General features: G+C 53.0%; 12 protein-coding genes. All 12 read left to right on the forward strand.

The annotated features are described in order from the left end of the window. The first annotated feature begins 189 nt into the window (after positions 1 to 189). The 12 genes from cymR (at position 190) to JET16_RS15685 (ending at position 13,227) form a co-directional block, all read left to right on the forward strand. On the forward strand, positions 190 to 609 hold the full coding sequence (gene cymR / locus JET16_RS15630) for a cysteine metabolism transcriptional regulator CymR (RefSeq protein WP_199617308.1): 420 nt from the start codon (positions 190 to 192) through the stop codon (positions 607 to 609). A 21-nt stretch (positions 610 to 630) separates the two neighbouring features. Next, a complete protein-coding gene (locus JET16_RS15635) occupies positions 631 to 1,785 on the forward strand; it encodes a cysteine desulfurase family protein (RefSeq protein WP_199617310.1) in 1,155 nt (384 codons plus the stop codon). Positions 1,786 to 1,913: 128 nt separating this feature from the next. Continuing rightward, the gene (locus JET16_RS15640) at positions 1,914 to 2,114 is read left to right on the forward strand and encodes a hypothetical protein (protein WP_199617311.1); all 201 of its coding nucleotides are present in this window, start codon (positions 1,914 to 1,916) and stop codon (positions 2,112 to 2,114) included. A 152-nt stretch (positions 2,115 to 2,266) separates the two neighbouring features. After that, positions 2,267 to 3,340, forward strand: coding sequence for an AI-2E family transporter (locus JET16_RS15645; RefSeq protein WP_199617312.1), 1,074 nt, complete (start codon positions 2,267 to 2,269; stop codon positions 3,338 to 3,340). Between the two features lie 541 nt (positions 3,341 to 3,881). Continuing rightward, on the forward strand, positions 3,882 to 6,515 hold the full coding sequence (gene alaS / locus JET16_RS15650) for an alanine--tRNA ligase (protein WP_325176703.1): 2,634 nt from the start codon (positions 3,882 to 3,884) through the stop codon (positions 6,513 to 6,515). A 97-nt stretch (positions 6,516 to 6,612) separates the two neighbouring features. Beyond that, positions 6,613 to 6,876 carry an IreB family regulatory phosphoprotein gene (locus tag JET16_RS15655; RefSeq protein WP_199617314.1) on the forward strand — a complete coding sequence of 88 codons (264 nt, stop codon included), beginning with the start codon at positions 6,613 to 6,615 and terminating at the stop codon, positions 6,874 to 6,876. A 1-nt stretch (position 6,877) separates the two neighbouring features. Beyond that, positions 6,878 to 7,300, forward strand: a complete 423-nt coding sequence (ruvX, locus tag JET16_RS15660; protein ID WP_199617315.1) for a Holliday junction resolvase RuvX — start codon at positions 6,878 to 6,880, stop codon at positions 7,298 to 7,300. Between the two features lie 5 nt (positions 7,301 to 7,305). Then, the gene (locus JET16_RS15665) at positions 7,306 to 7,629 is read left to right on the forward strand and encodes a DUF1292 domain-containing protein (protein ID WP_199617316.1); all 324 of its coding nucleotides are present in this window, start codon (positions 7,306 to 7,308) and stop codon (positions 7,627 to 7,629) included. Further along, on the forward strand, positions 7,629 to 7,952 hold the full coding sequence (locus JET16_RS15670; RefSeq protein ID WP_199617318.1) for a DUF1292 domain-containing protein: 324 nt from the start codon (positions 7,629 to 7,631) through the stop codon (positions 7,950 to 7,952). Before JET16_RS15665 ends, JET16_RS15670 begins: the two co-directional genes overlap by 1 nt. Positions 7,953 to 8,037: 85 nt before the next feature. Next, a complete protein-coding gene (gene mltG / locus JET16_RS15675; protein WP_233531678.1) occupies positions 8,038 to 9,108 on the forward strand; it encodes an endolytic transglycosylase MltG in 1,071 nt (356 codons plus the stop codon). Between the two features lie 248 nt (positions 9,109 to 9,356). Next, the gene (locus JET16_RS15680; protein WP_199617320.1) at positions 9,357 to 11,354 is read left to right on the forward strand and encodes a methyl-accepting chemotaxis protein; all 1,998 of its coding nucleotides are present in this window, start codon (positions 9,357 to 9,359) and stop codon (positions 11,352 to 11,354) included. 73 nt (positions 11,355 to 11,427) lie between these two features. After that, positions 11,428 to 13,227, forward strand: a complete 1,800-nt coding sequence (locus tag JET16_RS15685) for a peptidoglycan D,D-transpeptidase FtsI family protein (protein ID WP_199617322.1) — start codon at positions 11,428 to 11,430, stop codon at positions 13,225 to 13,227. Positions 13,228 to 13,257: the final 30 nt, after the last annotated feature.

The following is a 13,257-nucleotide window of genomic DNA, read 5'->3' on the forward strand; positions in this document are numbered from 1 at the left end:
CCTTTCTGATGTTTCAAGAAAAACTTCCTCTAAACGCGGTCTTGCTTCTTTGCATGTACTTCGAAGAAGTTTTTCTTACCAATCGGCTTCCGATGTGATAACATATAAACGTTATCGGCATAGTTTGAATTTCATCTAACTCGTCTATGCTTTATATAGATGCGTTTTTAAGAATCTGGGGTGTTCCCTTTGAAAATTTCGACGAAGGGCCGTTACGGGCTGACGATCATGATGGAGCTGGGCGTCCGTTACGGAGAAGGGCCGACGTCTTTAAAATCCATTGCGGAGAAGCACGGTTTATCCGAACATTACTTGGAACAATTGATTGCGCCTCTTCGGAACGCAGGTCTTGTGAAGAGTATCCGGGGCGCATACGGCGGATATGTACTGTCCAAGAATCCGGAGGATGTGACAGCAGGCGAAATTATCCGGCTGCTTGAGGGACCGATTTCTCCCGTGGACTTCACGGAAGAAGACGACCCGGCGAAGCGCGATCTGTGGGTCCGCATTCGCGACGCGATTGCGGCCGTTTTGGATTCGACCACGCTCTCATATTTAGTTTCTTACAAAGACGAAGGCAAGAACGAGAATTACATGTTTTATATTTGACGAGTTCAGGAGAAGCATGCAATGCAATCAGTCGATGAAGAAGTATATCTCGACCATGCGGCGACTACTCCTTTGCACCCCGACGTGCTCACGGCGATGATTCCGTTCTTCACGCAGCATCACGGAAATCCATCGAGCGTGCATCGTTTCGGGCGCGTTGCGAAGCAGGCGCTGACCGACGCACGGGATCAATTGGCAGCTATGCTCGGGTGCTCCCCTGGGGAGCTCGTCTTCACGAGCGGAGGCACGGAAAGCGATAATATGGCGCTGTTCGGCGCGGCAATGGCAGCACCGGCGAACCGGAAGCATATTGTCACTTCCGCGGTAGAGCATCACGCCGTTCTCCATGCATGCAAGGAACTCGAGCGGCTTGGTTTCCGGGTGACGTATCTGCCCGTCGACTCCGCCGGACGCATCGCCGCGGAGGATGTGGAAGCGGCGGTCGGAGACGATACGGCCCTGATCAGCGTAATGTTCGGCAATAACGAAGTCGGCACGCTACAGCCGATCGAAGAGATCGGACGAATGGCGAAGCGGCGCGGAGTGTTGTTCCATGTCGACGCGGTCCAAGCTTTAGGCACGGTCGATATCGATTTGTCGCAGCAGCCGGTCGATCTCATGAGCTTTTCCGCTCACAAAATAAACGGCCCGAAAGGAATCGGGGCGCTTTATGTGAACAGGAAGGTTAAGCTGGCGCCGAGAACGTTCGGAGGATCCCAGGAGCGTAAGCGAAGAGCCGGTACGGAGAACGTGGCTGGAGCCGTAGGCTTTGCGCGGGCTCTGTCAATCGCGTTGGCGGATCCGGCCGGAAGGCGCGCGTCTCTTGCGGCGCTGCGCAGCGCGATGCTGGACCAATTAAGCACGCGTCTTTCCGCGGAGCAGTTCGTTGTGAACGGCCATCCGTCCGAACATTTGCCGCATATATTAAATGTGAGCTTTCCCGGAACGAACACAGAGTCCATGCTCATGAATTTGGACCTCGAAGGCGTGGCTGCCTCAAGCGGCTCCGCGTGTTCTTCCGGTGCGTTGGAGCCTTCGCATGTGCTTCTGGCGATGGGTTTGCCGGACAAGCTGTTGCGTTCCGCCATCCGGTTTAGTTTCGGTTGGGGAAATTGCCTCAAATCTGTAACATTTGCCGCCGAAAAAGTTGCAACGATCGTGAGACGTCTTACGTAATAAGCTTTATACTGTCAGTAAGTACTTCGATAGAATTTATATAGCGAATCTTTCAACTTGACGGGATAACACGGCGTTTCGTTGGGAATAAATAGGAACATTACTAAGATGGGTGAAGGTGATTGTTGATGATGCGTTGTCCGAATTGTAATTCAAAAGATATTGGGAAAATCGGTTCCCATCAATTTTATTGCTGGGGATGCTTCATTGAGTTGACGGTGAACGGCGAGAAGATGTCCGTATATCAGGTGGAAGAAGACGGAACGCTGAGTTCCTTGGACGATTTGTTTTTCCCGGAAGAAGATTTGCCCGAAGTACACGCGAACTGACCGTATTGCGTAAATCCCCGAAGGGGACGGGTCGCCGCCGCATTTGCGGCGGGCGAACGTCACATTCGGGGTTTTTTTCGGATGATTTTGTCCATCCCCACATATACTGTTTAGAAAATATGCCGTTCTGGACAAGTGGGGGTGAAGGGGCGGTGGAACGGTTTCTAAAGAGCGTTTGGTTTGCGGCCTTGGTGTATACGCTGTTGGGTCTTGCTGTGATCTACATGTTGCTGCAGACGAAACCGCTGTTTGTCGGATTGTTCGCGTTTCTAAAGACGGTGCTCATGCCGTTCATCATCGCTGTGATCATCTCTTACGTTCTCAATCCGGTCGTCAATTTGCTCAACGAGCGGAATGTGCCGCGCACCGTCGCCATACTGCTCATATACACCATCTTTATTCTGACGATTACCGTTATTGTGATGAACCTCATTCCGATGTTCGTCACCCAGCTCAACGAATTGAACGAACATTTGCCTGAATTTACGATGAAGGCTCAATCGCTGATGCATGGACTGAATCAAAATTCCTTGCTTCCCGAGAGCGTTCGAATCGGCATTCAAGACGCCATTGTGCAGGCGGAGCGGCAATTGGCGCAAACGATAACCGATTTTATCGGCAGGATCGGAGCGACGCTCAACGTCGTGTTCATCGCTTTTATCGTGCCGTTCTTGGTGTTCTATATTTTAAAGGATTTTCAATTGATTGAAAAAACGGTGCTCACATTCGTACCTTCAAACCACCGCAAACGGACGATACGGCTGTTGACGGATATCGATAAAGCGCTTGGGAACTACATAAGGGGGCAATTTATCGTCTGCGTCATCATCGGAATATTTGCGTATATCGGATATTGGTTGATCGGCATACCTTATCCGCTTTTGCTTGCGGCGATCGTAGGAATATTCAACATCATACCCTACGTCGGGCCGTTCTTCGGAGCGGCACCCGCGCTGGTTGTGGCCTCGACCGTTTCTTTACAAATGATGCTCCTCGTCGCTTTGGTGAATTTAATTTGTCAAGCTTTGGAAGGAAATGTCGTGTCTCCTCAAGTGGTTGGAAGAACGCTGCACCTGCACCCTTTGGTCATCATTTTCGTCCTGCTGGTCGGAGGGGAAATCGGCGGAATTTTCGGGATGATATTGGCGGTGCCGTTGTTTGCGGTGGGGAAGGTCATTTTTCATCATATTTGGTTGTACTATTACAATCGAAAACCGACGATGTAGGAACGCATTCAGAGGCCCTGGACGACAGCAAACCCCCTCGCCTTGTACAGGCAGGGGGTTTGCTGTGAGGGTTGCTTGCCGCAAGATGGTTATTAGAGATAATGAAAATCATTATCAAAGGGATTGTTTACAGTGTACCCATAATGAGAACGTTTGTCAATGAGCGAAGAAGGGAAGAAGCGGATTGACTCTTGCTTACGGTACAGGATATAATTTACGCATTGGACGAATTGAAAACTTGAATGCGACGATGAAATCGAGTAAGCTGCAACCCCCTGTATCAGAGAGAAGGCTTCGGGAGAACGTTCGAAGGAACGCACCCGGCTGAGAGAGCCTTGCGGGAGAGGACAGCCGAACGCTAATTTCGGAGTGCGAAACCAAATTCGCCGGCCAGGAACCCGTTATCGTTCCGCTTGAGAGTTTCCTTCTGACGCCAGAAGGAAAAATGAGGGTGGTACCGCGATTGGCGAGCAGCAATCGTCCCTGTGTTAGCAGGGGCGATTTTTTTTATTCAATAACCAAAGCAGGAGGCTTGAGAAGCATGAAAGCAAGCGAAATTCGAAGCAAATGGTTACAATTTTTCGAGAGTAAAGGACATAAAATCGAGCCGAGCGCTCCGCTCGTTCCGCACAACGATCCGACGCTGCTTTGGATCAATGCGGGGATGGCGCCGCTTAAACCGTATTTCGACGGCCGGGTGAAACCGGATAATCCGCGGATCGCCAATGCGCAGAAATGCATTCGCACCAACGATATCGAGAACGTCGGCAAAACGCGCCGGCATCACACGTTCTTCGAAATGCTCGGCAACTTCTCCATCGGAGATTATTTTAAGGAAGAGGCGATTACATGGGCGTGGGAATTCCTTACGTCCCCGGAGTGGATAGGCTTCGATCCGGAGCGGTTGTCCGTGACGATTCATCCTGAGGATGAAGAAGCCTACAAGCTCTGGAATGAAAAAATAGGCATTCCCGCTGAGCGTATATTTAAGCTGGAGGACAACTTCTGGGACATCGGCGAAGGACCTTGCGGACCTTGTACAGAGATTTTCTACGACCGCGGTCCGAAATACGGCGATCTGTCCGATCCCGAATGCACTCCCGGCGGCGAGAACGAACGGTTCCTTGAAGTGTGGAACTTGGTGTTTTCGCAATTTAACCACAATAAAGACGGGTCGTATACGCCTCTGCCGAACAAAAACATCGATACGGGCGCAGGGCTCGAACGGTTTGCTTCCATACTTCAGGATGTCGATTCGAACTTTGACACCGATTTGTTCCGCCCGATCATCGACGCAGCTTGCCATATTTCCGGCGTGACCTACGGCAAGGACACCGACACGGATGTCGCTCTTAAAGTAATCGCCGATCATATCCGCACCGTCGTGTTCTCCGTCGGGGACGGGGTGCTGCCCGGCAACGAAGGCCGCGGTTACGTCATACGCCGACTTCTTCGCCGCGCGGTCCGCTACGGAAAGACGCTCGGCGTAGAGAAGCCGTTCTTGTATCAGCTGACTCCCGTGGTCGGCGAAATCATGGGCGTTTACTATTCGGAAGTGGTGGATAAACGCGAGTTCATCGAACGTGTCATACGTATGGAGGAGGAACGCTTCCATGAAACGTTGACCGAAGGCTTGAGCATTCTCGAGTCGTTTGCCGCGGGGGCGAAAGCCGAAGGCCGGGACTCCATTTCCGGAACGGAGGCGTTCAAGCTTTACGATACGTACGGATTTCCTCTCGATTTGACGGAGGATTATGCAGCGGAGAAGGGGATGACCGTAGACCGGGACGGATTCGATGCGGCGATGGAAGAGCAGCGCCGACGCGCCCGCGCCGCCCGGCAAGAGACCGAAAGCATGAAAGTGCAAGGAGGCGCGCTCTCCGACTTTGCGGTTAAAAGCGAGTTTGTTGGATATACTGAACTGGTAACGGCTGCTAAAGTCATCGCCATCGTTCATAACGATGCCATGATCGACATGGCGGGCGCCGGCGAGAAAGTGGCGGTCATCCTTGACCGGACGCCGTTCTATGCGGAAAGCGGCGGTCAAGCGAGCGACGGCGGAACATTGTCGAACCGGGATGTGTCGGCCGTAGTCGAAGACGTATCGAAGGCGCCGCACGGCCAGCATGTACACTATGTAACCGTCGAACGCGGGGTTTTACGCAAAGGGGACGAATTGACGGCCGCCGTTGCGAAGGAATCGCGTGAAGGAACGGTCAAAAATCATACCGCAACGCATCTGCTCCACAAAGCGCTGAAAGAAGTGCTGGGCGAACACGTAAACCAAGCGGGTTCGCTTGTGGAGCCGGACCGGCTCCGGTTCGACTTCTCGCACATCGCCGCCGTCACGGCCGACGAGCTTGCGGAAGTGGAACGCCGAGTCAACCGGCAAATTTGGTTGGGCACTCCGTTGAAAATCGAACAATTGCCGCTTTCCGAAGCGAAGGCTATGGGCGCGACTGCCTTGTTCGGGGAAAAATACGGCGATATCGTTCGCGTCGTCCAGGTGGCCGGCTACAGCATCGAATTGTGCGGCGGCTGCCACGTCGGCAACACTTCCCAAATCGGGCTGTTTAAAATCGTTAACGAGAGCGGTATCGGCTCCGGCATCCGGCGCATCGAAGCGGTGACAGGCAAGGCGGCTTATTTGTACCTTGACAGCCAATTGCAGCTGTTGCGCGACAGTGCGGCCATGCTGAAGTCGAATCCGGCCGACCTGCCGAAACGAATCGAAGGCGTGCAAGCGCAATTGCGGGATGCCCAGCGTGAAATCGACTCGTTGCGCGGCAAATTGAGCGAGCTGGAAGCCGGCGCTTTGGAACATGCGGTGAAGAAGATCGGCAACGTTCCGCTGCTTGCCGCCGAAGTGGGCGGCGCGGACATGGAGAGCTTGCGCGGCATCGCCGACCGAATGAAACAGAAACTCGGTTCCGTGATCATCGTGCTCGGATCTTCTTTCGAAGGCAAGGTGAACCTGGTGGCTGCCGTAACTTCGGATTTGGTGAAGGAAGGCTATTCCGCGGGAGCACTTGTCAAGGAAGCGGCGGCAATTTGCGGCGGCGGCGGCGGCGGGCGGCCGGATATGGCGCAGGCCGGCGGCAAAGACGCTTCAAAGCTCGGAGAAGCGCTCAAAAAAGTGGAATCGATGCTCGCCGAAAAACAAGGGCAAGTCTAATTCGGCCAAAAAAAGGATTTTTCGCATTTGGCACAGAATATAGATAATATAGCTTTAAAGAAGTATGAGTATATTTTTGCGCATGGGAGGTGCCGGTATGGATTTCATGGACAAAACGATGAAATACGTGCCTCAAGCCGATTCCCGGGAAGCGTCGGCCCAAGAGGTGTTGATGAGCGTTTATGACGCCCTGCAGGAGAAAGGGTACAACCCTATCAACCAAATCGTAGGATATTTGTTGTCCGGCGATCCGGCGTACATCCCTCGCCACGAAAACGCGCGCAGCCTGATACGCAAACGTGAAAGGGACGAATTGATCGAGGAGCTCGTTCGATTTTACGTGAGCCATCATCGCCGCTAATATGAAGCGTTACATGGGACTGGACTACGGGGACAAACAAATCGGCGTAGCGGTGAGCGACGAGCTGGGATGGACGGCTCAAGGGCTGACGGTGCTGCGCAACTCTCGCGACGAGCGGGTGTTGAACGACATTGTGAATTTGGTGAAGGAATGGAACGTGGGGGAATTGATCGTAGGGCTTCCGAAGAACATGAACGGAACCGTCGGTCCGCGCGGCCAATTGGCCATGGAGTTTGCTGAAACGCTCAAAGCGGCCGTCGCGATTCCCGTGCATCTGTGGGACGAGAGGTTAACGACCGTATCCGCGGAACGAATGCTGATTGAGGCGGATGTAAGCCGCAAGAAGCGCAAGGGCGTCGTCGACCGTATAGCCGCGGCGTTAATATTGCAAAATTATATCGATTCCAAAACATCAAAGAGGTGAGTATAATGGCGGATCAACACGACGGAGTGCACGATATGGAAGCAACCGATGAGCTCGAACCGGAAATCATTTATATCCCGGACGAGGAAGGCAACGAAGAAGAGTTCGAAGTCATTATGAAATTTGAAGTGGACGGCTCGGACAACAAGTATATGATGGTGGTGCCGCTTGAAAGCGACGACGACGAAACCGACGAAGTGTACGCGTTTCGTTATGAAGAAGAAGGCGACGAATTGAAGCTGTACACAATCGATGACGAAGAAGAATGGGATATGGTCGAGGAGACGTTCAATACGTTGCTTGAAGAGATGGACGGGAGCGAAAAGTAATGTCCGGATACCGGTTGCAGGATGTTATTCGAACGAACCGGCTTCGGGAGTCGTACGGCGAAGAAATCGCACTTACGGAGGACGGGAAGGATACGGCCGCCGTTTACCGTCTCGTTCTGGAATTCGATGTGGGCGGCCGGTCCTACGCGGTTCTTCAACCTGGAGACGAGCGTTCGGAAGACGCCGGGGAGTACCTGCTCTTTCGGATTAACGGTTCGGGTGCCGGACAGTACGAAATCGAGACGATTGACGACGACGAAGAATGGGAAGACGTTTCTGAATTAGTGGACGAAATGACGACCCGATTTTCGGACGATACGTAACAAAGCTCACTTTCACCATTTATAAAGCTTGAACATTTGAGCGGCGAAAGTCGCTCTTTTTCCTGTTACGGGGAGGAACTGCATTTTGAAAATATGGAAAATAGTAACATTGATCGGCACGATAGCCATAGGAGTTGTTGCGGGACTCGGTTTGTATACGGCGAAACAGCTGCAGCCGACCGATCCGTCGGATATTCCGATCCTTGTAGAAATTCCGGAAGGCACACACAGCCAGGGCATAGCGGATATTTTGGAAGAAGAGCGCATTATTCGCAACGGCAAGATCTTTTCTTATTATTTAAAATACAAGGGTTTTGGGAGCGACTTTCAAGCGGGAATTTACGAGATGAAACCGGGAATGCCGATTGCCGACATCATTCGTCAGCTTTCGTCAGGCGAAACCGTGAAAGAGGAAGTCATACGTATTACGGTTCCGGAAGGGTTTACGGCCGCTCGAATCATCGATCTGCTGGCAGAGGAGCACGGATTTTCGCGTGACGCATTGGCCGGTTTGATACGAAGCCGGAAAGCCGTCGAAGAGGCGCAGGAGGAGGCGGACAAGCCCGTCTGGGCCGCGACCGTGCCGGACAATCCCGACTATAAATATATGATGGAAGGCTATCTGTTTCCAGAAACGTACGAGCTTCCGAAAGACGCGGCTCCCGAGCATGTCGTCCGCCGCATGCTGCTCGAATTGGACAACAAGGTGAAACAGCTGCCTGAAGGATGGGAAGAAAGGCTTACGGAGCTGGGGATATCGTTTCACAAAATGCTGACGATCGCTTCGCTTATCGAACGGGAAGTGACGGTCGACAAAGAGCGGGCCATTGTTGCGGGCGTTATTTACAACCGCCTCCAGCGAAACATGCCTCTCCAGCTCGATGCGACTGTGCAATATTTATTCGATAAGCAAAAAGACCGGTTGTTCGAGAAGGATCTGCAAATCGAGAGCCCATACAATACTTATCGGAATAACGGGCTTCCACCGGGTCCAATCGCCAGCCCCGGGTTGAAATCGATAGAGGCGGCGCTATATCCGGAGGAGACTAAATATTTATACTACGTGACGAAAAAAGACGGGTCAGGCGAGCATTATTTCGCAGAAACGTATGAGCAGCACTTGAAAAATATTAAAGAAAGCAAGCGTTCCCAATAAAACATGGGAATGCCGGTAAAACGGTTGCAAAATTTTTCCGTAATGAGAGGATTCCTAACGGTTGTGTCGAATATAGTCGATTGAGAAATCAATTAGTTCTGTAGTCATAGCTGAAAGGAATGGTGGGTTTGGCCCCGAAACTTCCCGGGTTTATTAGAAATCGACGTTTGAATGTGGGTGCAGTCCTTTCCTCCACACGGAGCAACGTTTCACAGGTTCGTTTTGTCAATCCGGCCCGATCGATAGGAATGCGGTTATTCATTTACTTCTTTGCCGTCATTCTTATAGGTGTTTCATCCGTAGGACTGATTTCTTATTCGAAATCGAAACAAATTATCGAGAAGAAAGTATCGGATTCGAACCGGCAGACGGTGTTTCAAATCAGCGGCAAATTGAATCTTATTTTTGAGAATTACGAGAGCTTATCGGTGCAGGCGCTGCTTATTCCAGAGTTTGCCGAATTGGTGTCCGAGTCCCGGCTTACCAACAAGGTAACTATTGAACAAATCGAATTGCGCCGCAAAGTGGAAGCGCGTCTTCAAAGCTATATGCACGCCGATAAAAATATTGGCGGCATCTTTTTGATCCCGCTCGACGATAAGCTTCTGCCCTTCTACTCTTATGTGGTTGAACCGGAAACGTTGAAGAAGACCGATTGGTTCCAAAAAGTAATCGATGCGGAGGGCAAGGGCGTTTGGGTCCCCACATTCGCCAAAGGGCCTGCAGGCTCCCAACCGCAGCCGGCTTTCGGTTTTGCCAGACTCGTTAAAGATACGAGCACGTTCACGCCGAACTATGTCATGCTTATCGAGCTTAAGGAATCGATCCTGCAAGAGGCCGGTTCCACCTCATTGACGGCAGAGGAAGCAATGTACGTTCTGGACCAAGACGGAACGATCGTCTCCTCTCCCAATGCGGAATTGATCGGCTCGAAGCTTCCCGTTGAGCTGAAACCCGATGAAAACAAAGGCAGTTCGTCCGTTCAGCGTGTGGACGGTGAGGACATGCTGATTTCCCATCAGATCGTCAGCAAGAACGGCTGGCAAATGGTGGGGACTATTCCGTACCGTACGCTTGTGAATGAAACGAACGAAATATTCAATTTGACGATCGTAATGGCAATTGTGGGCGCATTGGCGGCCGTACTCATCGGTTGGTTCGTCGCATTGCGCATCGGCCGCCCTCTCCAACAGATGAGCGGTCTGATGAGGCAGGCCGAAGCCGGCGACTTGTCGGTTCGCTCCCCTCATACGGGCCGCACGGATGAGATTGGAAAGCTGGCGCAAAGCTTCAACGAGATGATCGGAAATATCCGGGGGCTGGTCGAACAAACGAGTCGATCCGCCGAAGAAGTGCTTCGCACCGCTTCGGAGCTTGCCGATTCGTCCCGGAAGACGGCGGCGTCGGCGAGTGAAATCGCGACGGCAACGGAGCAAATTGCAAGCGGCGCGGGCAATCTGGCGGTTGAAGCGGAGAAGGGAACCGATCTTACGCTGCAAATGGGAGAACGGATGAGACAGACGATCGAAGCGAATGTCGAGATGGCGAGCGCGGCGGCGGAAGTGCAAAATTCCAGCGTCCAAGGCTCCCGGCATATGCAGGAGATGAGCGAAAAGACGAGCGCCACGGAAGAACTCACCCGTTCGATGGTCCGAAAAGTCGAAGATCTTAAAGAGAGCACCGGTTCCATTAGAAAAATATTGGATACGTTGAACAACATGACGAAGCAGACGAATATTTTGGCTCTTAACGCAACGATCGAAGCGGCGCGTGCCGGCGCCGCCGGAAGAGGCTTCATGGTTGTGGCCGACGAAATTCGAAAGCTTGCGGACCAATCGAAGCACAATATCGATTCCGTGGGGGAAATGATCGAACGCATCCGCAAAGAAATTGAAGAAACCGTACTGTTGGTATCCGAAGCGTACCCGATGTTCCGCGAACAAATCGTCGCGGTGAAGGAGTCGAACGAAATATTCGATTCGGTTAACGAACGGATGGGGCTTTTCGTCGAGCAGCTTGATGCGGTTACGGAATCGATCACGCAGCTGGACCAAACGCAGAAATCGCTGAATGAAGCGATGACGAACGTAAGCGCGGTCGCCGAGCAGTCTTCGGCAACGTCCGAAGAAGTGGCCGGATTAAGCTCGGAGCAATTGGCGGTGAGCCAGTCGCTTGTTGACCTTTCGAACCGGTTGGAGGAAGTGTCGAACGCTTTGAAGGAATCCTTAACAAAATTCAGTATGTGATCAGAAAGCGCCGCCTCGGTAATCTAATCCGGGCGGTGTTTTTTGCGCCAAACTTGATAATAATGGTGTTGAGGTGAAAAAGTTGATTCGGCAATCCCGCATATTTTTGGCATTGATGATCATGACGTTCGCTATCGGCATCTTGGGGACAAGGCTGTTATGGCTGCAGGCGCATGCCGCATTCGCCCCTGACGGCGATAAGCACGGCGCGGTGACACGATCCGTAGCTCAGCGGGCGAAAGGAGCCGTTCTGGATAGCGGCAGGGGAACCATTGTGGACCGCAACGGCGAACCGTTAGCAGGCATCCCTATTCGGTCATTGCTCCTGCTGCCCGTCCAGTCCGGGTTTCCTGCCCATGAGAAAATCGTTGAGCTTGCGCGGATTATTGGGGTTGATCCGGCGTACCTGGAGAATACGTGGCAATCGTTGACGCAACCCGGATTATGGTTGGAACCGGGCGGGAAAGCGCCTATAGAATTGACTTCGGATCAAGATAACCGAATTCAGGCTTTGGGGGCGCCGGGCGCAATACCCGTCGATGCGGTCCGCAGATATCCGAGGGACGGTACTGCTCAGCAGCTCATCGGTTTTGTCGCCGAGTGGCCGGAACGAATTCAAGCGGCTTATTCCGACCGGTTGCAGAGCGGAGCGCTGACGGCTGCGACACCGATCGGCGCGTCGGGGCTGGAGTTGGCGTTTGACCGGTTTTTACAAGGCATCGGGACGTCCGCCGTCGCGCTCCATACCGACAATCGCGGTCAGCCGCTTTCAGGCATCGGCATACGCAAGACTGTCGTCGACAATGCGTATTATCCGCTGCAGTTGGTGTCAACGATCGACAAGAGATTGCAGCAGCGCATAGAGGAGGCGGCCGACCAAAGCGGACTGACGAGCGGGTCCGTCGTGGTATTGGATGCGAGAACCGCGGATGTCATTGCGCTGGTTAGCCGGCCGCAATTCGAACCGAACGTTGCGCACGGTTCGAAAGGCAGCTGGCGCAATCATGCGTTGGTCAGCATTACGCCGGGTTCCGTGTATAAGAGTGTGATCGCCGCCGCTGCTTTGGAAGAGGGGGTCGTTTCGCCGAAGGAACATTTTTTCTGCGACGGGGATTATGGTAAATACGGTCTTACTTGCTGGAAAGAAGGCGGTCATGGACATGTGACGTTCGAGGAAGGCTTCGCGCAATCGTGCAATATTGTGTTTGCACAGGTAGCGGAGCGGCTTTCCGCCGCAAAGCTGAAGAAGTATGCAGAAGCTTTCGGAATAACGGGGAGGGTCGGATGGAGCGGGACGTCTTCCGTCGACGGAAAGGCGCTGCTCCATTTTCCCGAAGAAGAAGCGGGAACGGTTTTTGCCAAAGGTGCGGGAACGATTGACGGGGGCGTTCTAGCGCAAACGGGAATCGGGCAGCGGGATGTGCGGATGACTCCCCTGTCCGCCGCCAATTGGATCGTGACGCTGCTGCATGACGGCGACGCGTTGACGCCGAGGGCAGCGTCAGAAATCCGGTTCGCTGACGAGAGGACGATGGAGAAGTATGCAATACGGCAATTGTCTTCACCCGGCTCGGGGTTGTCAAGCGGCACGGCGGATATGCTGAAATCGATGATGGTCAAGGTCGTCGAAGAAGGCACGGGAACCGCATTGAAACGAGCCGAGTGGAAGCTGGCGGGCAAATCGGGCACCGCCGAGGTGACCGTTCAGGGGAAGCCGTTCGTGCATCAATGGTTTGTCGGTTACGGTCCCGCGGAGAGCCCGCGGTATGCGGCGGCCGTCGTATTTGAACGGCGCCCTCCGAATTCGCCGCATGCGGCAATTACGTTATTTAAAGAAGTAATGGACGTGTTGGCCGAGGCATCGGATCCGTAACGGGTTCCTTGAAACATCACAAAGGTTGTT

The organism is Paenibacillus alkalitolerans, from assembly GCF_016482785.1.
GTDB lineage: Bacteria > Bacillota > Bacilli > Paenibacillales > YIM-B00363 > Paenibacillus_AE > Paenibacillus_AE alkalitolerans.

Excerpts from the sequence above, each read along its gene's own strand:
- JET16_RS15635 (WP_199617310.1), top strand. The coding sequence starts at position 631 with ATGCAATCAGTCGATGAAGAAGTATATCTCGACCATGCGGCGACTACT.
- JET16_RS15640 (WP_199617311.1), top strand. The coding sequence starts at position 1,914 with ATGATGCGTTGTCCGAATTGTAATTCAAAAGATATTGGGAAAATCGGT.
- alaS (WP_325176703.1), top strand. The coding sequence starts at position 3,882 with ATGAAAGCAAGCGAAATTCGAAGCAAATGGTTACAATTTTTCGAGAGT.
- JET16_RS15655 (WP_199617314.1), top strand. The coding sequence starts at position 6,613 with ATGGATTTCATGGACAAAACGATGAAATACGTGCCTCAAGCCGATTCC.
- ruvX (WP_199617315.1), top strand. The coding sequence starts at position 6,878 with ATGAAGCGTTACATGGGACTGGACTACGGGGACAAACAAATCGGCGTA.
- JET16_RS15665 (WP_199617316.1), top strand. The coding sequence starts at position 7,306 with ATGGCGGATCAACACGACGGAGTGCACGATATGGAAGCAACCGATGAG.
- JET16_RS15670 (WP_199617318.1), top strand. The coding sequence starts at position 7,629 with ATGTCCGGATACCGGTTGCAGGATGTTATTCGAACGAACCGGCTTCGG.
- JET16_RS15680 (WP_199617320.1), top strand. The coding sequence starts at position 9,357 with ATGCGGTTATTCATTTACTTCTTTGCCGTCATTCTTATAGGTGTTTCA.